The organism is Nostoc sp. UIC 10890 (assembly GCF_054786515.1).
Genome location: NZ_JBSGKF010000001.1, coordinates 1,404,426 through 1,428,356 on the forward strand (window position 1 = coordinate 1,404,426; position 23,931 = coordinate 1,428,356).

17 protein-coding genes are annotated in these 23,931 nt (G+C 40.7%); 7 read left to right on the forward strand and 10 right to left on the reverse strand.

What is annotated here, in order from left to right; all coding sequences use genetic code 11:
* Positions 1–141: 141 nt before the first annotated feature.
* A complete protein-coding gene (locus ACWATR_RS05590; RefSeq protein ID WP_460330238.1) occupies positions 142–840 on the reverse strand; it encodes a hypothetical protein in 699 nt (232 codons plus the stop codon).
* On the reverse strand, positions 815–2,086 hold the full coding sequence (locus tag ACWATR_RS05595; RefSeq protein ID WP_460330241.1) for an urease accessory protein UreH domain-containing protein: 1,272 nt from the start codon (positions 2,084–2,086) through the stop codon (positions 815–817). Before ACWATR_RS05595 ends, ACWATR_RS05590 begins: the two co-directional genes overlap by 26 nt.
* Positions 2,087–3,607: 1,521 nt before the next feature.
* On the opposite strand from ACWATR_RS05595, the gene ACWATR_RS05600 reads away from it, so the two are divergent.
* Both ACWATR_RS05600 and ACWATR_RS05605 read left to right on the forward strand, forming a co-directional pair.
* Positions 3,608–4,561: an SGNH/GDSL hydrolase family protein gene (locus ACWATR_RS05600; protein ID WP_460330243.1), complete on the forward strand. Its 954-nt coding sequence runs from the start codon at positions 3,608–3,610 to the stop codon at positions 4,559–4,561.
* Between the two features lie 187 nt (positions 4,562–4,748).
* Positions 4,749–5,804 (forward strand): M28 family peptidase, encoded by a 1,056-nt coding sequence (locus ACWATR_RS05605; protein WP_460330246.1) that lies wholly within the window; start codon positions 4,749–4,751, stop codon positions 5,802–5,804.
* Positions 5,805–5,916: 112 nt separating this feature from the next.
* Here the strand turns inward: ACWATR_RS05605 and ACWATR_RS05610 are convergent, their stop codons facing one another.
* On the reverse strand, positions 5,917–6,372 hold the full coding sequence (locus ACWATR_RS05610; protein ID WP_460330249.1) for a hypothetical protein: 456 nt from the start codon (positions 6,370–6,372) through the stop codon (positions 5,917–5,919).
* Positions 6,373–7,013: 641 nt separating this feature from the next.
* Between ACWATR_RS05610 and ACWATR_RS05615 the strand changes: the two genes are divergently transcribed.
* From ACWATR_RS05615 to ACWATR_RS05625, 3 genes are all read left to right on the forward strand, one after another.
* A complete protein-coding gene (locus ACWATR_RS05615; protein ID WP_460330252.1) occupies positions 7,014–8,675 on the forward strand; it encodes an alpha/beta hydrolase in 1,662 nt (553 codons plus the stop codon).
* Between the two features lie 820 nt (positions 8,676–9,495).
* Complete coding sequence (locus ACWATR_RS05620) at positions 9,496–10,182, forward strand: DUF6875 domain-containing protein (RefSeq protein ID WP_460330255.1); 687 nt, start codon at positions 9,496–9,498, stop codon at positions 10,180–10,182.
* A gap of 302 nt (positions 10,183–10,484) precedes the next feature.
* Entirely contained in the window at positions 10,485–10,949 is a 465-nt protein-coding gene (locus ACWATR_RS05625; RefSeq protein ID WP_460330257.1) for a CYTH domain-containing protein, read from the forward strand.
* Between the two features lie 508 nt (positions 10,950–11,457).
* Here the strand turns inward: ACWATR_RS05625 and ACWATR_RS05630 are convergent.
* Both ACWATR_RS05630 and ACWATR_RS05635 read right to left on the reverse strand, forming a co-directional pair.
* Positions 11,458–11,961: a 2TM domain-containing protein gene (locus tag ACWATR_RS05630; RefSeq protein ID WP_460330259.1), complete on the reverse strand. Its 504-nt coding sequence runs from the start codon at positions 11,959–11,961 to the stop codon at positions 11,458–11,460.
* Between the two features lie 154 nt (positions 11,962–12,115).
* On the reverse strand, positions 12,116–12,925 hold the full coding sequence (locus ACWATR_RS05635; protein ID WP_460330262.1) for a creatininase family protein: 810 nt from the start codon (positions 12,923–12,925) through the stop codon (positions 12,116–12,118).
* Positions 12,926–13,138: 213 nt separating this feature from the next.
* Between ACWATR_RS05635 and ACWATR_RS05640 the strand changes: the two genes are divergently transcribed.
* Together ACWATR_RS05640 and ACWATR_RS05645 are read left to right on the forward strand one after the other, a co-directional pair.
* Positions 13,139–13,855, forward strand: coding sequence for an ROK family protein (locus tag ACWATR_RS05640; protein WP_069069648.1), 717 nt, complete (start codon positions 13,139–13,141; stop codon positions 13,853–13,855).
* A gap of 794 nt (positions 13,856–14,649) precedes the next feature.
* Complete coding sequence (locus ACWATR_RS05645) at positions 14,650–15,204, forward strand: peptidoglycan-binding domain-containing protein (protein ID WP_460330265.1); 555 nt, start codon at positions 14,650–14,652, stop codon at positions 15,202–15,204.
* A 53-nt stretch (positions 15,205–15,257) separates the two neighbouring features.
* On the opposite strand, the gene ACWATR_RS05650 is transcribed toward ACWATR_RS05645, so the two are convergent.
* From ACWATR_RS05650 to ACWATR_RS05670, 5 genes are all read right to left on the reverse strand, one after another.
* On the reverse strand, positions 15,258–17,678 hold the full coding sequence (locus ACWATR_RS05650; RefSeq protein WP_460340217.1) for a sucrose synthase: 2,421 nt from the start codon (positions 17,676–17,678) through the stop codon (positions 15,258–15,260).
* Between the two features lie 1,266 nt (positions 17,679–18,944).
* Complete coding sequence (locus tag ACWATR_RS05655; RefSeq protein WP_460330267.1) at positions 18,945–19,469, reverse strand: hypothetical protein; 525 nt, start codon at positions 19,467–19,469, stop codon at positions 18,945–18,947.
* Positions 19,470–19,487: 18 nt separating this feature from the next.
* A complete protein-coding gene (locus ACWATR_RS05660) occupies positions 19,488–20,768 on the reverse strand; it encodes an acetyltransferase (RefSeq protein ID WP_460330270.1) in 1,281 nt (426 codons plus the stop codon).
* 186 nt (positions 20,769–20,954) lie between these two features.
* Positions 20,955–21,182 (reverse strand): hypothetical protein, encoded by a 228-nt coding sequence (locus tag ACWATR_RS05665; RefSeq protein WP_460330272.1) that lies wholly within the window; start codon positions 21,180–21,182, stop codon positions 20,955–20,957.
* 642 nt (positions 21,183–21,824) lie between these two features.
* Positions 21,825–23,894 carry a DNA polymerase III subunit gamma/tau gene (locus ACWATR_RS05670; RefSeq protein ID WP_460330275.1) on the reverse strand — a complete coding sequence of 690 codons (2,070 nt, stop codon included), beginning with the start codon at positions 23,892–23,894 and terminating at the stop codon, positions 21,825–21,827.
* Between the last annotated feature and the right edge of the window lie 37 nt (positions 23,895–23,931).

Here is a 23,931-nt window from a genome sequence, read left to right on the forward strand (position 1 = left end):
TGGGGAATGGGGAATGGGGAATGGGGAATGGGGAATGGGGAATGGGGAATGGGGAATAGGAAAGAATAATAATTATTTGCTTCCCCTGCTTCCCCTGCTCCCCCTGCTTCCCCTGCTTCCCCTGCTCCCTCATCTCCCTACTTACTCCCCACTCCGCCTCATATTTTGCAGTACTACGACTAATATGCCGATAAATCCGAGGATTGGAAGTGCGATCGCCCAAGTTGGTAATTTTTGAGATTCACCCTCTACCAAATCACCATTGACATCTCGTAGGTTTCGTGAATTCTGTGTAGATCCCCCTGCTACAGTAACTTCAAATTTGAAGTTAAAGGGTTTGAATCTTGCCCCGGAGGCTGGTTTCCCATTTAGTTGCAACTCATAAATCCCTGGCTTGGGAAAGACAACTTCTGCTCCTGGGATGCCTTTATAGCGTTCAGCTGAGACAGGTTCTAACTGTGGTTCTAGGAGTGGTGGCTCTCCGGCTGCGTATGGTTGGGCATAAACAGCCAACTGACAATTACACTGTGAAAGGGGAATCACCCTTCCACCTCTGCGGGTAAGGGCAAACCAAGCTTGAGAGGGTTCTCCAGCACGGGGATTATCATTTGGTTCAATGTGGAGAGTACCACCGACATCTCCGGATACTTCCACTTTATGAGCAGATGCAGGGTGCAGATTAGTTATTGATATAACTAAGCAACTCAGGAATAATAAATACTTTATTGTTCCTTGACTCTGCCAAGAAATGTTTTTGAGTGGGTAACGCCTCTGTTTTTGACTCGTTGGAATGGAGCCAGAAAATAAGGATGATTTACCGCGATTTGGTTGGGGGAACATAAAACTTTTCTAAGGCTAACTTTGACCAAAAAAAGCGCGATCGCACCATCAATACACCGAGGGTAATAATTCCCATCAGTACTGCTGCTAATTTATTTCCCCAAGTTGATTGCAAGGAACCCAGGTAATGGGAACCAATCAACACAGCATGAATGGCGCTCAAGAGCAAGGCTGGCACACCCAATAGATGAATCTGTCGCCAACGCTTGCCCAAAGATTTTTGCAAAGATTCCCAACTCGTTAAAGCGGCGGGGGACATTAATACCAATGCTACAGCACCCGCAGCCATACCCCACTGAAATTCTGGCGGCAGAAAATAAAAGGCGGCAAAATTCCATTGCAATGAGTGTTCTATCATGTGGACGGTGTGAACCACAGAAAGCACAAAAGATCCCACTCCCAAGCCCCGGCGATAACGCAGTGGTGAAGCCCATAAGCCACTAATGGGACGCGCAATTAGCGCCAAAATTAAACAAATTAAAGCGGCGTGTCCGGTGTAATCTACCATTGTGTCACCAGTCCGCAATAAGGTGATGACGCCAATGGTGAGCGTCACCCAACCGCCTAATCGAAACAACTGGCTGCGCCTGTCTTTACTTACCAATGATGTTGAAACGCCTACACCTAGCATCGTCGGTAGGGTTCCCAAGCCAAAAGCCAGCATAGTCGCTGTACCCATCCATAAATTGCCAGTTTCAGCAGCTTTAATTTGGGCAGCATACAGGAAACCACAGGGCATTAAACCCCAAGTCATCCCCAAAAGCATTGGTGTCCACCATTTGGTTTTTAAGGAAAGTTTAACCATTCCGCTGCTGAGGCGATCGTGTAAACTACCTTGCAATAGGGGATGTAATACGGGAATGCGTGGCAGTAAATCGGGTTTTATTTGTCCTAAGCCAAACCAAATCAGCATTACACCAGTTAGAATTGCCATCCAGCGCCGGAAGTCACTGCCAACACCCGCTAGCTGTCCACCTTGCAGCAATACTGAACCCAGCGCCCCAATGCCAGCACCGACTAGAGCGTAGCTCAACATCCGCCCCAGGTTTAGCAGAATATGAAATTTTAATTGCTGTTGCCAAGTGTCGGTCTTTTCTAAGGTTGATGTCCGTCCCAAGGAGACTGTTTGCGCTATTTTTGGCTGATGAGACAGGGAAAACGCCACTGTTAGAGGGCCACACATCCCAAAGCAATGTCCAAAACTCCCCAGGAACCCCAGGATTGAAATCAGCAGTAAGTCTACCATAAAAAAAGTCCTGAGTTCTGAGTCATGAGTCCTGAGTCTAAAAATAAAGATTTTGAAGAATTAAGAAGAACTTTTTTCTCTTCTTCTTTGCTCAGTACTGAGTACTCAGTACTCCTCTAGTGCGGCACTTTAACTAAAGTTGCGATCGCTGTCAAAAGACAAAGCGTCAAACTTGATGTTTACTTATGAGGAAAGAAGAAAGCAAATATACCTGGCGATTAGAAATCGCGGCTACACAAACTTTCGTCCGCCTGCGCGGACTTAAGAAATTGGAAACCCGCGTAGGCAGGTTTTGTCCCGTGTAGCCGCGAATTCCATTCGCTAGGCTTTTTACAAAAGTGAGATGCTTCCAACGAGCCATCTGTCGATTGATAAGTACTTTTCCCTTAGAGCCTATTTAGTAAATATTAAGTAGAGTATATAGGACTCATATTTGATTTCTGAAAAAACTCAGTACACCTTTATTCCTTCTTCCCAGTCCCCATTGCCCCTAATCCCCAGAGGGGGCCCCGAGTTCCCCAATCCCCAGTCCCTTACCTCTACGAGTGATTCTCCAAATCAAATCGGATTGCTATATAACGGCTGTGTAGGTCTTAGATGGTTTAATAAAATCTATATTTGTTGCATTTTTATTGACTTGAAAGTTTGAAACTGATATTAAATATTCATTGCTAGTTGCTTCTAATAAAATGAATTTCTATTGAGGCTTTGAATTAACAATAAAGTTGTCAATCTAGCAGTAAAGTCTTGATTTAACTAAATTAAACAAAAACTTATGTAGTAAGATTTAACTAAAATTATAAGAGCCTATTTATAAATTAAATATTAAGTAGGTATGTTACGGCTATGTAAGAGGATGTTTGAAAAGTCATGATTGATGTATAAAATTTTTTTACCCCACCCTAGCCCTCCCCTTATAAAGGGGAGGGAACTGGATTTTATTGTTTCCACCCTTTATAAGGGGGGACTAAGGGGGGTAATAATTCGATTAAAATCACAACATACTACTTTTCAAACAACCTCTAAGAATTTGAGGATTTTAGAAACCCTAATTTAGCCGTAACGCAACATATTTCTAGGTGCGTTATGCGCTGCTTGAACGCATCTAGAAATTTAAGGGTTACTTTATAAATGGTCTTTAAACCATTATTTTTTAGTGTAGATTATAGTCAAAATCAACGGCTTGCTTAACTATAAATTAGTAATTTCATTAAAGGCTAATAATTATTAGCCAACTATCTTTAAAAATACAAAAGCTTTATTATTGTTTTCTGTCTTTCTCAATCAATAGTTAATAGCTAAATCTCAAACAATTTCAATCAATTACAGAAAACTGCAAATAAATAAAGTACAAAATGCAGGACTTAAAATCAGATGCGAACCAGCTCTAACTCTACCTATTAAATCAAAATCCGTAGTTTTTTTACTTCATAGAAAACAAAACTACTGGAATCACTCTTTGAGTTTCTATTGCCCAGTAATTTAATTTATAAAGTTGCTCAAACACATGAGGAAAATCTTATGAAGAATACAATTTTAACGGCAGCAATTTGCTTATTTTCATTCGTGTTTACACTGAAGGTAGAAGCTGCTGATTTTGAACAGATTTATATCTTTGGTGATAGTTATTCTGATGATGGAAATTATTACAATATCACAGAAAGTGAATTGGGTATAGGTATTCCCCCCCAACCTTACAAAGATGGACGTTTTTCTAATGGGCCAGTCTGGGTAGAATATCTTGCACAAGATATGGGCTTAAATCTTTCTGGCATTACTAACCTTGCTGTTGGTGGTGCTAAATCTGGGTTATATAACGTTACTATACCTCCTATACCTGGTTTATATTTAACAGGAGTTTTATCTCAGATTAAGAAATTTACAGAAGTTAATAAGTCGGTTAACCCAAACGCACTTTATATCGTATGGGGCGGTACGAATGATTTCCTTTACTCTCAAAGTGCTGTAAATCCTAGCCAGCCAGTTACAAATATATCAACAGCGGTGCGTGCTCTTGCCAATGTTGGGGCTAAAAATATCCTAGTGGCTAATTTATTCAATTTGGGAGACTTACCAGGGACAAGAAATAGTGTAAACTCCACACAACTCAATGATTCGGCCACTGAATATAATGTCGAGTTGATTAAAAGCCTCAATTCTTTAAGCCAAGAACTAAATAATGTAAACATCATTTTTTTAGATGTTAATTATTTATTTAAACAGCTTTTAGCTAATTCTAGACAAGATAAGTTTACAAATGTGCTTGACTCTTGCATAGGAAGCTCAGTTTTAATAACTATACCAGCTTCTACTCCATCATTTGAATGTAAGACCAACCCCGACAAATTCTTGTTCTGGGACAGCATTCATCCTACAACTGCTGGTCATAAGATTATCGCGGAATATGCAGCTTCAGTGTTAAAGTCTCAACCTATATTGAAGTCTTTCAACAAATTAGGAAAATCTAGAAAATAGAACTATTTCTTGAAAGAGGCAGAAGTAGTCAATCAGTATTTCTTCGGAATTGCTGGAAAGGGGAGACAGAACAACAAAAAACTACTGAGACTTTATTATAAAATTTTGATGTTGATCTAGACGATGATTAATTCATTCTGACTAGGGATTTGCGCTACCCTAAGTCTGGAAGCCAAGGATAAATTACATGAAAAAATGGATTTGGCTGATGCTGTTGGTACTGATGGCAGTTGCGGTGGTGGGTAGCAGAGGTGGCACATTTTTTGAACAGCGTCCCTCACCAGAAATTGTTGAGCGCATTCCAGTGGAAACACCCCAACCACAGCCAGAGCTAAAAAAAGTTGACAGTGCGCCGCAAGTGTCTGCTGACAGGCTGTTAAACCATATCCAAAAGTTAAATTTTCAGCGCTACACAACAAAAGAGCGATCGCTTACTCGCACTTATATCACAACTGAACTCACAAAATTAGGCTGGAAACCTAAATTAGAAAAGTTCTCTGACGGTGTGAATATTTTTGCCGAACGCGCAGGAACGAGCATTGCCGCTAAAGCAATTCTTGTGGGAGCGCATTACGACACTGTTGCTTCATCCCCCGGTGCTGATGATAATGCCAGCGGTATAGCCGTATTGCTGGAAGTAGCTCGGTTACTCGGTTCTCGTCCCACGCCACGGACGTTACAGCTAGCTTTTTTTGACCAGGAGGAAATAGGACTTTTGGGTAGTCAGGCTTTTGTGAGCAAGACAGCACGCTTGCAAAATTTAGGCGGAGCGATCGTTATGGATATGGTAGGTTATGCATGTTACACTCCTGGGTGTCAAAAATACCCTGCCGGATTGCCTGTTACCCCACCTAGCGACAAGGGCGACTTTTTGGCAGTAGTTGGTGATACAGAACATTTGCCTTTACTGAATGCCTTTCAAAACTCGCAGAACGTCCCCTCAATCGCCCTGAATAAAGAAGAATCAAATCTGCCAGCAGTATTGACACTGCCGATTCCTTTTAAAGGTTTACTGACACCCGATACCTTACGTAGCGACCATGCACCATTTTGGTATCAGGGCGTGGGTGCTGTGCTGGTGACGGATACCGCAAATTTACGCACTCCCCACTATCATCAACCTAGCGATGTTCCAGCGACTATCGAGCGATCGTTCTTCACAGGAGCAGCACAGATTGTAGTCAATGCGACTAGTGCCTTATTAGAGAAGACCGAAGTTTTGGAAACTCAAACACCAAACTGATTCATGAATTATGAATTATCTTGACTAGTACAGCACAGCGGAAATAAACCACCTATTTCCAATCAACAAAACCCTTACGCTGTCTTCATTTTTAATTTTTAATTTTTAATTTTTAATTCCGCCTTGCGGTACTAGTGTTTGGTTCAGGGAAAGTTAACGTCCAGTTATCTTTATTGTTTATCTGGAAGTACAAACCTTGGAGAATAAGCCGCAGAGCTGTTCGAGTTCTAATAAATTTCCTCACCAGATAAGTGCCTGGTTCAGCCAAGATATCATTAAAGTTTTTTCTATAACCAAATTGTTTTGAACAATAACTGCCAGCACCTTGGACTGTTAACACAAAAAATGGAGATTGTTTGTATTCATCAGGAATCATAAATATTCCATATACATGGTGGCGGCCACGCCACGGCTGAACAATAACTTTAGTAGCGCGTACTTGGAATTTTGTAGTTTTTGATGCGAGAAAAGTCTCGAAATTGCAATCAGAGTTATTCACAGGCCACCACAGTGTAATAATACTCAGTGAGAGCAGAAAAATTAAAATATAGCGGAGTCTGTGACGCATAAATCTAAGAAAAAGTTTTGAGGCGGCTAGTAGAATTTGATGAGTAATGATAATGCAGCTACAGCAGTAAGACTATCCACCTGCAACACCTCTGCAACACGTTCTAAAAGTCATTTTTAGATTAAGGGGGGTAATTCTACTTGTGTATACACGGTAGCTTTTTAAGGGGGCTAGGGGGGATCTAAAAGTGCCTAAAATTACAGTGGAATACTTTCAAAATAACCTCTAAATCGGCAGGCGGCTTATTCCTTCCATCCCTCTTGTTGAGATAGAATTACCACTATTTTTTTGATCCCATACATAAATCTAGTTACTCTGAATAAATAATTTTTGATTGTCGCTGTTACAGTATTAAACCTAGCTGAGAAACAATCGAGCTTTTGTGGCTGTTAACACTGATTTATGCTCAATTTTTTAGCTGTGATAAATTCTACAATTTGTTGCTTTTGTTATGCTTTTGATGTGGCTCTGTTTGGATCAGCAGTTACTTTGAGGAGATCAGGGCGACGCCGAATAGCCCGTCGCAGACATCGCAATCAAGTTCAGGAAAAAATCTACTTTTATTTTTAGACAATTAATGGGGTAGTCAAATACACAAATATCCGTTATATTCCCGTAAGTAACACTTGGTATAAATATTTATGGGAATAAGTTGGGGAAGTCTTAAGACAGTTGCGGGTTTCTTTGGTGCGATTATACTTACATCGTTCGGGACAAATGCTTCGGCCATTGCGGCTGACACAGTTGTGGTGCGTTTGGGTTTATTTACAGAATCCATCTCTCTTGCTGAGTTGCAAAAGGCTTCAAAAACTGGAAAATTACCTGGAAGTTTGCAGCCTTATGCTAAAGGATTATCTGAAGAACAACGCCGCTTTTTCTTAGGGGCGCTGGGTATGAATATACCGATGAATGTTGTCACCATTAATCGGTTAGTTAATACCCAGATTGGCACAACTATTCTCAATGACTTTGCTACAGCTTTAGCCCGAAAGGACAAAGCTGGGGTACAAGCACTGAGAGCAGGATTGGTATTAGGCTCTACTGCACCGCAGGGTCTTTCTATACTGAGTTTTATCGCCGCTTATCCCAGTAAACGCCTAGAAATTGATTTGCCACAGGCTTTTGTGGTTGCAGGGAGTTTAAATACAGCTTTTTGGCGTACTCAACAATTTATGCTAGCGATCGCTCCCCAACTCGACCCCATAACACCACAGCCTAGAACACCACAGGTTGCTTTCCCTTTTGATCCGAGTCAACCAGGAAGCGCCCAAGTAAAAATACTCAACTTAAGCCTAAATGACCAAAAGCGTGACCGCAAAATCCCAGTTGATGTTTACTGGTCAACTGCTGCAACTCCCGACAAACCCGTAATTGTCTTTTCTCACGGCTTCGGTTCAGTCCGCACGGACTTGCGTTACCTAGCAGAACATTTAGCATCCCACGGTTATGTAGTAGCAGCTTTAGAACATCCCGGTAGTAATGAGGCAAATACTAATTTGGCATTGCAAGGTAAAACCAGAATTGTAAAGCCTCAAGAGTTTTTGGATCGTCCTCAAGATATTAGTTTTGTTCTCGACGAATTAGAAAAGCTCAACCAAACGGCTAATAATCCCCTTGTTGGGAAACTTGCAACTACGAACGCGATGGTTGTTGGCTATTCTTTTGGTGGTGGTACAGCTTTAACAATTGCTGGAGCCGAGTTACAACTGGAACAACTCAAACAACGCTGCAAAAAGAACTTGACTAGCTTGAGTCTGGCAGAAGGTATGCAGTGCATCGCTGAAGAATTGCCAGAAAATAGCTATCAACTACGAGATACTAGAATCAAACAGGCGATCGCTCTTAATCCAACAACTTCTCTGATTTTTGGCAAAACTGGGTTAACTAAGGTGCAAGTTCCTAGCCTAGTATTAGCAGGTTCCGCAGATAAAACCACCCCAGCTTTAACTGAACAAATTGTGGGATTTGACAAAATTCCATCCCCAAAATGGTTAGCTGGTATACTTGGGGGTACTCATCTAAGTGTAAAAGATCCCAGTACCACTTTGGATCAGGCAGGACAACCGAATACACCCATTAGTGGCGGTGAAGTTGTGGGTGAACAAGCCGCTGATGTACGTAAGTACGTTAAAGCTATAGCTTTGGCCTTTGCTGCACAGATGACTCCAGAAGCTAAAAACTACGCTGTGTTTCTGACATCAGATTATGCCCAGTTTGCTTCAACTCCCGCATTCCCATTTCGCTTAATTACCCAGATTCCTCCTGATGCTATGGCAGTGGTGAAAGAATTTGTTGATAAATAAGGCCTTCCAATTCAAAAAATATCCAATTTGTTTATCAGGGAACCAATGCGTTGCCAAGAGTTGCCTGAGGGTCGGTTTCCCCCAATAGCACAGCCTCTACTCCATGAGAGGCTGTGCTAACAAGTCTGCATACCCCTACGAAGAAGGAAGCTTTAACAGTAGGGATACGGGGAACACTAGAAGCAGCAGATCATCCAGCCTCCCCATCCCTTTGTCCTTTCAATAAAATTGGACTTAATTTTAATATTTTACTTAAATAAAAATCATACTAACTTGATAATAGCTTTACAGTTGTTATCAAGTCAATATTAAAATTTTACAGTAAGAATAAGTATTTAGATATAAACTTTATAATTGTTTTGTTAAAAATAATAGAAACTTAAGAGTGTAAAAAAATCCGAGCATCTACTGGATAATACATATGTATTCTGACGAAAATGCCAAAAATTAATGAACACAAGTTGCTTGATACAAAAATAAGTTTGTGTATTGATTGGCGTAAAATTGTTTAAATTCACAAAAATGGTAGAAAAATTTTATCTACCACAAGCCACAGATGAAGCCAAAATAAAAAACTTCAAGGCTTTTTTTGTTTATTTAGATAATAATTAGTCCCCGATACATAATATTATAAAACTAATTTTGGATTCATACCAATTCTTTATGAAGCTGCATAGAATTCGATCCCCCCTAGCCCCCCTTATAAAGGGGGGAATTCAAAGTCCCCCTTTTTAAGGGGGATTTAGGGGGATCAAGATATGTGCAACTTCACATTAAATTGGATTCAGAATTAAACAATTAATCCATTTCACTCAAGCTCATGCAACTATATACAACTCGTGAAATCGAACAACTCCAGCAACATGAAGACCTTCCTTACTTAATTGAAATTATGGATTGGGTGAAAAATTTTTTAGGAAGGCCTCATCCTAACTTAGGAAGAACCGGTGCAGTTTGCCCTTTTGTACCTTTATCTCTCAAGTCAAATACTATTCGTCTGGCAGTTATTCGCACAAAAGATTTGTATTCAGAACAATTAGAAGAGGTGGTTGGACGCTACCGAGATATCTTTCTTGAGATGGATATTAAAGAGCAGGAATTAGCAATCAATAAAGCTTTTTTACTTATCTTTCCTGACGTTCATATAGAAGACGCTACTAAACTAATAGATAGTGTCCAACAAAAACTTAAACCTTTGTTTGTTGAGTCAGGACTGATGATAGGAGAATTTCATAAACGTAATGACAGTCCTGGTTTGCACAACCCAAACTTTCGTCCACTTCGTAGCCCTATTCCCTTGTTGGCTATCCGGTTTATGGTTGAAGCTGACCTTCCCTTTCTTCAGAGTCCGGCTGATCCACGCTTACGTATTCGGTATCTGGAAGCTTATTTAAAGCGCTTTGGTAATAAATTTATAGATGAAACAAAATTTAAAAATGCTCATCAAGCATTGGCTTTAGCGAAAGAACAACTGCAAAAAGAAAATTTACTGAGTTATTGCATATAAGTATCAAATATTTGAATAAGGGGTTGGGGACTGAGCAGCTAAAGTAATGATGCCAGTAAATTTGGCGATCGTATGGTATTATTTTTTGAATATGACTTTACTGAATTAAGACTTACGCAAACAATAGCTGAAACCCGTGTTTTACGGTAGGGGCAATTCATGTAGACGCATACTCCTAGATCGAAGCAAGCTACAAGGAGCGTCTCGTAGAGAAACGGCTTTCCCCTAAATGAATAAAGCGCCACCTCATATAGAATTTGTATAAGAACACTATTGTTTAATACATAAAGCAAAGAAATAAAATGGCAAAAGAAATAGAGCGGAAATATTTAGTGAGAGGAGATAGCTGGAGAGGATTAGCTGAGGGTATTGTTTATCGTCAAGGATACATTACCACACAAGACAAAGGGACTGTGCGTATACGTATAGTAGGAGAAAAAAGTTATTTGACAATTAAAGGCCCTAATATTAAATATTCCAGATTAGAGTTTGAGTATCCTATTCCTCTTGAAGATGCTCAAGAAATGCTTGAGACGTTGTGTGAACGTCCCTTTATAGAAAAAATCAGATATAAAATAGAGTCGGGCGGTTTAATTTGGGAAATAGATGAGTTTGATGGTGTTAATAAAGGACTAATTTTAGCAGAAGTTGAACTCAGTGATGAAAACCAACAAATTGAACTACCAACCTGGATTGGAGAAGAAGTTTCTGATGACTTCAGATATTTCAACAGCAATCTAGTAAAACACCCTTTTTCACAATGGTAATGGCCGAAATATTGATATAAGCATATCCCTATGGGGAAGCAAGCTACACGCGCCGTCTCCCACATATAGCCATTTTCAATCCGGTGAGGTACAGGTGTGCAAATAGACCTAACCCCTTCCCGAAGCGGGAAGGGGGAACAATTCAAAGCCTCTCTCCTAAAAGGCTACGGTGTACACACAAGTCCTAAAAACCTAGCTTGATAAGCATTTCCTCGTTCCCAGGCTCCGACTGGGAATGCATTCATTGAGTCTCTGACTCAATATCTGACTAGAGGCAGCAGCCCCTAATTAGGCATTCCTATGCAGAGCATAGGAACGAGATAAACGAGAGAACAATGAGAAATTGATCTTCTTTTGACTTGTGTGTACACCGTAGCTCCTTTTAGGAGAGAGTTTGGAGATAGTTAAAAAGGGGGATTTTGGGGATCTAAAATTTTTGATACCGACAAGATTACTTTTCAAACAACCTTTACGAGACACTACACAGACGCTTACGCCAGAAAATCTCCTAAGCCTGCAATGCCTTAAACCACTTATTCAAAACGGTGCTGATGGTTTTCTTAATTTGATGGTTACGACTCCACTTTTGGAATGCCATTTCATACTCTTCACCTTTGATTTGAAAGGTATTCCAGACATCCAACCCTACAGGTAATCCGCAGAATAGTAAAATATACAGCGACCAAGAAATTCCGCCACCAGCAATTAAATCAACCAGTATCAAAAAGCCATTGAAAATTGCATAATTGCCTATACGCTTCTGAAATCTTCTGATACGGTATGTGTCAAAAGCTTTTCGCTGTTGGACTTGGCCCTGTTGGACTACCCAATCACGCTCTGCTAATTTTAAAGATTCAGGTGAAATTTCTAACTCAGCAGCAATTTCTAATATCTGTTCATAAGAAAATTCTGTGTCTTTGTCATCAGCCTGACGAGCGATCGCTAAGTGCAGAATTTGCTGAACATCTTCTTGGCTATAAGAGCGGAGGCTCTTGGGTTCAAATGTTGTCATAATTCTTTCTCTTAATATTACTTTCAATAGAAATTTGCTACCCGATAGATTTTCAGCAGCGACGCTAGTACTATTTCCATTATTCTTACATTAGCAAATCTAGATGCTGTCCTGCATTGAATGTATTGGATTTTTAACTTTGAGTAAAAAGGGTCTATCTCTCGTCTACTTTTGGTTGTCGATAGGCATAAATATCTTGAATAACTTGTACCCAACCGTTAGCGACAGATTCGAGGATGCGATCGCCTTTTTCTTTTGTTGCGGTTGTCGCGTCGCCAATCACTCCACTTTTACTGATATCTCGCGTCACCCAAGCCACAGGTAACTTACCCTCCCAACTCAGTAAAGTACTTTCTGACTGTTCTGGTGGATATTCTGCAACAGCTTTCTCTAGCTTCACTTGTTCTGGCAAAATCGATAACATAATGCTAGTTTCAGCGTCTCCAGCGTGCATTCCTAGCGCTGCCTCTTTCGGAGTCAATAAATCTTTAGTAATATGAGGCACGCGCCAAGTAAACAGCGGAAATACCAAAAAGTCATCATATTTAACGTGCAAATCTCGCGCCGCCATTTGCATAACTTGGGGTTGTCCGCCGTGGGAGTTCATTAACACCAGTTTTCTAAAGCCAGCCCGGTAAATACTTTCTCCCACTTCCATAATGATTGCCGTGAGAGTTGCCGTACTCAGGGTAATCGTACCGGGAAAGTGCCAGTGTTCGTTAGATTTGCCATAATAAAGGTTTGGTAAAGCATAAGCGGGAATACTGGCATCCAGCTTTTCCATTGCTTTTCCCAGCACCCCCACACCGATCGCAGCATCTACAATCAAGGGTAGATGAGGGCCATGTTGCTCAATTGCCCCTACAGGCTGGATGATTACCACGTTTTCCTTATCTGGCATTGCCTGAATATCAGTCCAGGTGAGGTAGGGAAAAAAGCGTTCTGGTGGAATGAAACTATGCATATTAGTTAAATTTATATTTTAGGGCATTGGGAAAAAGGAGGCAGGAGGCAGGAGGCAGAGGCAGAAGTTCTTTAATTTTGAATTTTGAATTGATTTCTCCCCTATCTCCGCACTCCCCCCAATATAAAGACTCTCCAAACATCCAGATATTATCAAATTCAACAGAGCATAATAACGAAATACCAAGCCAAGCATTAACAAGGATGTAACTCAATGGTTGAAGAAAATGGATCGATTCGTACCCTATCGGTTGATATTGGTGGTAGTGGCGTTAAGGCAATGGTTTTGGATATCACGGGGCATCCTGTAACCGAAAGAGTGCGTTTAGATACACCCCAACCTGCTACACCGGAGGTTGTAATTAATGCAATTGTTGTGTTGGCGGCGGCTCAAGGTGAATTTCATCGCGTTTCGGTCGGTTTTCCTGGTGTGGTGCGGTGTGGAGTCACAGAAACAGCGGTAAACTTACATCCAGATTGGATCGGATTTGATTTGGAAACAGCATTATTAAAACATTTAAACAAGCCTGTGCGGGTGATTAATGATGCAGATATGCAGGGGTTTGGTGCGATCGCAGGTAAAGGTCTAGAAATGGTGATTACTCTGGGTACAGGGTTTGGTTCGGCTTTATTTATAGATGGTAAGCTAGTGCCGAATATGGAAATGGGGCATCATCCGTTTCGCAAAGGTGAGACTTTCGAGCAGCAGTTGGGGCGTGCAGAGTTAGAAAAAATTGGTGATAAAAGATGGAATAGGCGTTTAGAAAAAGCGATCGCATCTTTGCAACATCTGTTCAATTATGATTACCTTTACATTGGCGGTGGTGAAGCTGTGAGAGTGAATTTACAGCTACCGTTAAATGTCAAACTCATCCCCAATATCACTGGTTTATTAGGTGGTATTGCTTTATGGCGAGATGAAAAAAGGTAAAGTATTCAGAATTCAGAATTCAGAATTCTGATTCCTGTTTTATTAAGGTGCTTCTTTTCTCAAGATTTAAAAATGTTATAAAAATTAACATAAGCTAGGCAAGAGAATTGTATAGACATTTTTTCCGTGCCCCCATGTAACTTTGTCATGCAGTAATCTAAACTCTAGTTAAAATTTAAGACCGTGCAACAACGTTGTGCGGTTTCATTATTTTGAAGCTAAAGTATGCGCTTTCCGAGAAAAATTTCATAAAAAAGTAGATATTTAGGAATTATGGCTGAAGACTTCCAGAGTTTCTGAATTCTGATTTCTGAATGCTGGCTTCTTCTTCAAAATAACCTCTGAGAGAGGACATTTTTTTTGTAATTAACAATTGATTTTGTTGTCAAATGTTGCATTGATGAATGCTTAAAAACCTGACTCAGTGAATATAGCAGTATTTTTTGTAGCAGTATAAATATGATAAAAGTAGCATCAGCATACCAAGCACTACCCGAAGACAATTAGGCAAATTGGTTTCATAACATTCCCAGATGATCATATAGTATGTTATTGTCTAAACCGTTGATTTAAATATCATATTTGAAAAATTGATGCCTGGATTAAAGATAAAAAAAGCACAAAGCTAATAATATTAGTCTGATTAAAGGGAATAGGAGGTGAGAAAATATGAGCCTGATAATATTATCTGAAAAAATTAGTACATGATTTTTTATTTGGTCAGCATGAACTATCCCGGACAACAGCAATGTTGTTAGTTAAAAGAAATATTGCTTGAAGTAAAATGAACTACAATGAGTGAAATTGGCCTGATGATGACGGGCGTGTTAACAATAAGACAAGCATCTGGGGCCAATTTGCCACAGCAGCAATTATTTCAGATGGAAAATGACGTAAACCAGTCAAAACAGAGTCAGTTAGAAATGACTGCTCAAGTCACACCACCTGAATTTATGCAGACAGATGAGGTTTCCCAGGCTTCTCCCTCAGCGATCGCACTAACAAAAGAACACATACTGAAGAAAATCGGCAAAAAGAATCAGTTCCTAGCTTCTTCTAACTTAGGTGAGTCTAAGAAATATGCTCAGGCTGGAGGTAAAGTCCGTGCAAAGGCTACAGGACGGTTCCAGAAGTTTAGTAGCCAACCTATGCCGACTCTTTATTTCGGTAGCTCTGGTGTTGCTGTAAGAGTCTTACAACGGCTGTTAGTGTCTAATGGTTATACCGTCAGAGTGGATGGGATTTATGGCGCACTGACAGAGACTGCTGTCAAAGCCTTTCAAAATCAGCGGAATTTAGCAACAGATGGAGTAGTTGGTCAACGAACCTGGCGGGCATTAACAATTTAGTCATTTGTCCTTAGCCCTTAGTCCTTGGCTAATGACAAATGACAAATGACAAACTAACGGTACTTATGCTGCTCTAATAGCTGTTGCGCTCTTGGCTTGTAAATTAAATAGAACAAAGCCTCGATATAGCGCAACAAATCTTCCCGATTTTCCTTTGAGGTAAAGTTCCAGAAGCCATAAATCCGTGCTAATGATAACAACTTGCTAGTGTGAATTTTCCAAGTATAGGTGCTGTAAACTCGGTCAATTCCTCGCTGGGAAATTTCACTCCAATAGTTAGGATTTTGTTCGCATTTAGTGATGAAGTCTACAATTTTGGTGGCTGTTTCCTCTAAATTTGTCGGGTTAATCAAAAAGCCATTAACCTTATCTTGAATAATCTCTAATGGCCCACCAAACTGTGTGGCAAAAGTCGGTAATCCTGAAACCATTGACTCTAAAATTGTCAAACCAAAAGCTTCAAATAAAGCTGGTTGTACAAAAATTCCCTGATGATCGGCAATCACTCGGTAAATTTCACCAGAATCATTTTTAGTCAGGCGCACACCCAACCAACGAATCTTTCCGTGGAGATTGTACTGGTCAATTATTTGGTAGAGTTTGATAATTTCGTCACGTTCTTCGTTGTCGCCTGATTCTTCGACGCGTAATTTACCCGCTACCAAAATTAAGTTGCAATGCTCTTGTAATTCTTTACTTTGACCATAACATTCAGCTAAACCTGTGAGGTTTTTGATGTGGTCAAGACGCGCCATTGAGAAGAGAGGGCGCTTGCTAGGATCGTCGAGTTTACCAAAGATTTGTGTGGGGTCTTCCAGAGTAAATAGGGTTTCTGCAAGGCGTTGGCGATCGCTCTCTACCCGGTCTTTATTTCGGGTGTAGGGGAAGTAATTATTTTCGTTTACTCCAGGCGGCACAACATTAAATTTGGGACTAAATAATTCAATGCCATTGGTCACATGGTACAACTCCGGCATGGTGAAACACTTATAAGACTCATACTGTCCCACACTATCCGGTGTTCCAACAATTTCTTGGTAAGTGCTGCTGATCACAAAATTGGCAGCATTCATAGCAATCAAATCAGCGGTGAATTGCAAGGAAAAATGATATTTATCCTCCAATTCTTGCCAGTAGAGGTTACTGAACAAGTATTTAGATTTTTCCAAAGCATGGGCAACATTGCATTGAGTAACTTTCAGCCGTCGCGCCAACAAGAATGCTATTAAATTCCCATCAGTATAGTTTCCAACTATTAAGTCAGGTGTGCCGTGAAATTCTGCCCGTAGTTCTCTTTCGGAATCAATGGCAAAAGTTTCTAGATAAGGCCAAAACTCAAACCGGGAAATCCAGTTTTGAGTCATGTTAGGGTTAAATTCCCGTAAAGGCACTCGCAAAATCCAGGCATTTTCGGTACCAAGGACTTTTTCTAGCCGTTGATTACAAAGAGTACCATCACTATTGGGAATCAAGCGGGTGAGAATAATTACCTTTGGCTCGACATTCAATTTCTCTAAACCCGCAAGCAGGACATCTTCTTGTAGCTGCTTCTCTAGGCTCTTTGCCTGGTCAAGGACATAAACTACCTGACCGCCGGTATCGGGACGCCCTAAAACCCCCTCTTGCCCAAACCAACCGTGAGCTGACACCAAGACGATTCTAAAAATCATCGGGATACGAGAAATGAAAGCTTCTAGGGTCTGGGGATCGGCAGAATCAATCAATTCATCGAGAATATTTAAAGTTTCTCGCACTCGCGCTGCGGTGTTACCCCAACCTGGCTCAAAACCCATTGACTGCAATTGGAATCGGAATTGTTCGTAGGGTTCTTCTTCGGGGCGATTATTAACAAAACCGATAGCTTTTTTTACTTGCTCGGAAAGTTGCTGTTGTGATTGAATGCGATCGTTGACTAGCAGTTGCACACCGTTGTAGTGGTGCAGGCGCAAGAAATTCAATAAGCTGTCCAGCAATTGTTTGGAGTCTTGAAATATTTTGCTGGATAGATAGCGGTTGAGAAATTGTACCCCTTTACCAATATTTTTGGGATCGCGGATAGTTGGGGTGTAGTCATAAAACGGGCCGAAGTCCAATTCTAACAGGTCACCCTCGTTGGGATGATATTTGTTCACCAAGCGATCGCGCAAATCCAGCAAATCCTGCACCGTCATCGGCTCAATGCTCAAGTCTGATGTCAACCAATAAACTTCTTGGCTAGCAATCTTAGAACGGATAATGAAACAGAAGTTTGAGTCCTCCTGAATTATTTCCTGAGTATAGTAAATAAGTTTGCCTAACTCCGAGGAAGTATAAAAAGCTTCAGGTTTTTGGGACTTAGAGCAATACTCACTATACACATTGAGTATGTCGTTCCGCAGCAAGTACTTCTTTTCTTGTTGGCGTAATTCACTAATAAAGGAACGTAAATCACTTCTTTCTTCACTATCTAAGACTGCTTGCAGCAATTCAGACATGGCAACTCCACTAGATGACGATGTTTGCATTGTTAACTTTCAAGGTGAGACAAATAGGCCTCTACCTTTTCTTGAACCACATATAAACACGAAATAACACAGATAAATTATATTTATCTGTGTACCTACAAGTATCAACTTTTCAGCAGGCACTTAAATCATGTTCTACTTTACTTAAAGTATCTATGACTCAGTATTTTTGGATCTAACTAAAGGAATACAATTATTATTTCTTTTGATAGATGTTAGTAAATAACTGCATAATAATATTTTGGGCGCAATCTATCATGCCCTCAAATTCTTGATTAAACTTGATTATATCAACAATTTACATCTATCAGATTATCAGCACACCGATAAGGTCAATATTTATCTCTCAAGCTCGGTAAGACTTGTAAATCATTACTTTTTTTATTATTTTAGAATGTTAACATTCCTGTACTTATAGGACTAGTATTTGATTTTTGAAATACACGTAGGGTATGTTAGCGCAGAAAATATAGCAGCAAAAGCTTAGAATGGTTCGTTAAGCTCCACGAATTAAAATCAATTTTTGTTCAGAGATAGACTAATCTTGATTTACCCTAGTTATAATTTCAGCAAGGTTGTTTAAATCTGGTTGATTTATATGGCTACCAATACACATAAGTTAACAACTTCCGATCACAGTATAGGCAACATTCTGATTATCTCTTTGCTTGCTTTCTGTGGGCTGACTGTTATCATTCTTCTAGGCATTTTCTAACAGTTAAATGTGTGTTCAAAAACTTCTGATGCTCAAATTCCCGACTTTTCCAATAAGTCGGGAATCTTGATGTAAGCTTCACAACTCTTTCGGTGATTGCATTCTCTCAAAGGGAGAAAACAGGGCTAAGTCTAAATATTCAAGCGACCTGTAGTAAACATTAGATACGTTTGCCCTGCTACGGATAGAGAGATTGCTGCTACTGTTTTTGATTCCTTTTGATAAGCGGAGAAACTGACCTCGTTCTTAATTGGAGTAGGTGCTGAGTCAGGTCGGATTGAGTCAGCAAATGTAATATAGCTGGAGTACAACAAGGACAAAACAATGGTTCAAGGGGAAGCATGACTATTACTGTCTCAGATTTGTATATTGAGTTAGGCAATTCTCATCAGAGAAAATCTCCCTTTTATGAAGGACAAGCACCTTTACTAGGGTATCTTCGCGCTGGGATTGCACCACAAACATTAGAAAAACTCACTTCTGGTGCTATCGCTAGTACCACAAGGGCTATTACAGATATTCTAAGTACCATTCAATTCAGAGGTAGTAGTTGCACCGACTGCCATTACTTGAGACCATTCACTGACGCGGTTGTTATCTAAGACGGCTCGCACTCGATAACCAAGCTGAATTTTATGCATTAGCAAGATCAAATCACGGTTGAGTAATCCTTGTGATTTTTGGTTTTCATTAGATGCAGCTTGGATACGAAAACAGCGATCGCTTTGACGTTTCAACTTTGGAGATTTCCCTTCCACAAGCACCGTTTGTAGTTCGTACTCTTTAGCTTCAGGATATGGTTCCCAGCAAAGTTGCCAGTAAGTTGACCAGCGAATTAAGTCTGATGGTAATTCCTCGACTTCATCCGACAATGTAGAGACAAGTCCGGTGATTGGCGGTTGTACAACTTGAGGCTGATTTGAGGTGATTTCAGCAGCTATAGATGAACTGTCATCAACACCTAGTATCAGTCCGAATATCAAAGTGAACAGCACAATCAATCGTAGGCATTGTAATTGCACCGACAATATTTTCCGATTCATCATGATGCAAAAGTCAGTTGCTTACCACTCCACAGGTAAAATTAGGTTGCCGTTGTCTGCATAGATTGTTCGAGAACGGATATGCGTTCTGGGAGCTACTGTAGAGTTGAAGACTGCGCTTCTTTGCCCAATTGCTGATCTGTTGCCAATGCTGGCGCGGAATATAACAGAGTTCGGCCCTAGCCCTACAGCATCACCTATGCTAGTTTCAGGGCCATTAGCAACACCATTGACAACCTGCCTACCGCCATGAACTAGAGCGCGAGGCCCATAACCAACTCCATTACCAAGAGTCAAACTAGTGGTTTCTAAAGCGTGAAAGACAACATCGTTTGCCATCCCAGCAATTGACCCAACATTAAAAGGTTCACCTTCATCAGCACGTAGCGAAATTCTATTAGCTAGTTTGTGGTTGAGTGTTGCTAAAGAATCTTGGAAATTAAGATTACCGATAATTCGGTTACGATAGTTTGGATCACTAGTTGGAGTTCCACCTATCTGCGGTAGACCTCCAGAATTAAAGAAGGTGACGGGAGCATAATTAATTCCTGTTACGTTTGTTAAGTTTGCCCTAGCTAAATCTGTGTAACCTTTGGCAAATGCTTCATTGACTTCAATAATGCCTTCCATTAATGCAACGTCTGCTTGTGTCAGGTTGACTACTTTCCCTAAACTGCCGCTATTAGCTTGTAGATTATTTGTGACGTTTTTACCAGGCAAGACAACTTTACCAGCGGGTAAGGTAACACCAGGGCCAACTCGCGCCAGAAAGTTGACTACTGTGTTTCTTTGTATAGTTGCACCGTCTATTTCACAATTGAAGGCGAGAAAAGTCTCTGGGACAGTGTTGCTAAACTGAGTATTGGTAACTGTGTCGGTAAAAGGCCCTGTAGAACCTTGAGTACCAATTTTAGCTGCACCTTTGATAATGGCCATGTGTGCCATAATGACACGTTCGCCAATCTCCACTCCTGTTCCTGAAGCTGTGATTTTCACTTGGTCTTGGGCATTAGAATCTGCTGCAATACTAATTGGAGCATTAGTAGCATCTAACTGGGCAAATGGAGCGACGTAGACTTTTTCGCCCAAGGTAATATTTGTGGGATTGGTGATTGTTGCTGTTGGATCAATGAAACTAGCTGAGTGGGAAGGTGCGGTACTTGGGCATATAGGTAGGTTTCCCACAGTTGGATTACACGTTCCTCCAGCAGCTAATGCGGGTTGTATATATATCTGTGTGCTGATGGCAAACGCTAGGATAATTGCATTTAAAGCACTAAAAATTGTGCGAGGTTTGAACATAAAAAACTCCTCACGGTGTTTGGAATATTTGGCTATGGGATAATCTGCGTTAATGAATGAGAGATTTATTCAGGCGATGTCTGGCAATAAGACGCAGAGCGTCTACGCAGTCTGAAAATTAGCAAAAAATCAGATTGCAAAAGCCTCTATATCGACTATTTTTCTGTTGAGATATCAGACGATGAATTAACCGCCCCAAAAACCTGCTAAGTTGTAGACTATTTGCAAAATAACTGATAACAGAAAGCCTAAAAGCGGCACTGAAATTGTCGTTGTTGCTCCAGCAACCGCATCATTGTAGACAGTCTCCCAAGCATCTGGCCCGGTAGTGGAACTACCATAAACTTTTGTACTCACAGCTAACGTTAAGCTAAGTACACTCAAACCAGCTAGTATTACGCGACGTTTCAACATTATTCCTTGTTACCTAATAGTTGGCCAAGTTTATTGGGTAAGGTAAACCGAAAAGGTACAGGACATACTTAAACTTTTCGGTTTATCTTACTTAATAACTTTCAAGTTTAATCAAGTAGAAAATGCTACATCCAGCAATTAACAATCTATTGTAGTCCTATTTGCTGTTTAACACTAGAGTTTTAGGTATTGAAAAAATTTATGGAAATAATAAAAATATTATTAAATTTATAATGGAAAACTGTATTCACAAAACAATAATTTAATTAAAAAAGTCATCTATCTGAAGGAATAAAATTAGGTTAACTTTGCTAGTAAAAGATAATCAGTATAGGTAAAAAATAATTTAAATTCTATCTTTGGGGGGATAAATATTTAAGCTGTATAGTAAACAAGAGTTTGGAGAAGATAATAGACATCGATATGGTAATATTATTTGGTTTAAAAACTACTACACTACCATACATGTGAATATTTAATTTCCTAAAAGCCTTATCTGATTAGGGTTTTGCTAAATTCCACTCTGATTCAGGCTCATCAATATTTAGATGCGTTTGCCCTGGGATTGCGACCCTCTCAATTAAAGACCACTTCAAAAGTGCTTGCTCTAAACCCGTATAGGAGGAATATTAGAAAAAAATTTTATTCATCATCAACTTCTGCTTCCTCTACCCATTCAGGTGTAGTTATGGAATCGGAGAATTCTGGGAAATCATCTGCAAAGCGGATAATTTCTCCGTTGAAAAATGCTGCTAGACGTTGAGCTGCGATCGCTACTTCGTCAACTTCCCAATCAGTTGCAGGTGTTCGCGTTGGTGGTGGAGGCAAAGTTTGCGCCCCATTTCCATTTGCCCTATTTCCATTTGTCCCATTTCCATTTACCCCATTGCCATTTGTCCCATTTCCATTTCTTGCTGCTGGCTCGGTTTTTAGTGGTGCTGGTGGTGGAGTTGCTGGCTGTGGTACTGATGCTGGAGGCGAAATTTGCTGGTTGTAACTGGGAGTTGGTGGTTGCTGAACGCGAGTAGAGTCTTTTGGCGGAGGATTTTTTCTGGTTGAGGTAGAGTTTGAAGAAATTCCTTTTTCTATATTTATCTGGATTTCACGCTGAAAAGTCTGCTGGAAAGCTGCCGTAATCATCGGTAGATAAGATTTTCCCTTGTCATACCATGCCTGTTTAATCGCAATTCGAGCCACAACACCATCGAACTCAATGAGTTGGCTCATTTGACGCAGCATTTCTTGCCTTGATTTTGGCTGGAGGTTAGCAAGCACCTGTTGCCAAACCTGAGTTAAGTCATATTCTGCTTCCCCAACAACTTCTGAAGTTACTGGTTCAATGTTCGCAGGTGGCACAGGAACAGATGGTTCTGGGGTTGGTGGTGAAATTGAGTGAACAACAGAAGTGTGATTTGTTTGCCGTTCAACTATGGGAGATGAAGTGACGGGCTGATTTTGGGCAGCAGTTAGATGATGATTTACAGAATTATGATTTGTTTGCGGTTCAACTACGGGTACAGAAGAGACTAGTTGATTTTGGACAACTGCTTGAGGATAGCTTGGAGATACAACAGGTGTGTGAACTCGCGGTGCGACACTTGGGGCTTGTAGTTGAACATTTGTCGCACTGGGTAACAATCCTAATAATGTTACTTCCAACCACAAACGCGGCTGGGTGCTGTTTTTAATTTGCACTTCCGATGTTCGCAAGTGTTGCTGTCCTGCTAAAATCACGCTCATATCGAAGTATTGAGCAAACTCAACCAGTGCTTTCCAGGTTTGCTGAGTACAAGCAACCAAATCGTGGCGATTGGGTGCGGTTTTGGCAATGAGTAAATCGCGGTAGAAGGCGGCGAGATTTTGCAGAATAGTTAGCGGTTCTCGACCACGATCAAGAATGTAGTGAGTACAGTCTAGAACTGCTTCGGGCTTATCTTGAGCGATCGCATTTAACAGCTTTAACAAGTCCTGTTCGCTCACCGTCCCAACCAAATCCCAAACTCTATCCGGTGTTACTTCACCCGCTAATAAACCCAATTGGTCAAGCAAACTTTCGGCATCTCGCAACCCTCCCTGAGCAAGTTGGCCTACCAGGGTGACAGCATCGGATGAAATATGAATGTTTTCTTTAAAAGCGATCGCACTTAAATGCTTCACCATCGCTTCTAACTGAATACGTCTAAAATCAAACCTTTGACACCGCGAAATAATCGTTGGTAACACCCGTTGCGGGTCTGTTGTCGCCAACACAAAAACCACATGTCTCGGTGGTTCCTCTAGTGTCTTGAGTAGCGCGTTGAATGCCTGGGTACTTAGCATGTGGCATTCATCAATAACATAAACCTTGTAGCGACACTGCACAGGGGCAAACTGGGCTTTTTCAATCAATTCGCGGATATTATCGACACCAGTATTACTGGCAGCATCGATTTCAATTACATCTAAGGCGTAGCCCTTGGTGATCCCCTGACAAACATCACATACACCGCAGGGTTCTGCGGTGGGCTTGTCACTTTTGAGACAATTCAGAGATTTAGCCAGAATTCGGGCACTAGAAGTTTTCCCCGTACCTCTAGGCCCAGTGAATAAATAGGCGGGGGCGATTTTGGATGTGCCGATCGCGTTCGTGAGGGTGGTAGCGATCGCTTCTTGGCCCACCAGTTCAGCAAAACTTTTGGGGCGATATTTGTGGTGCAGGGGTTCGTAAGACATGGAAAAATAGACTTCAATGCCTTTCAACGTGAATTAG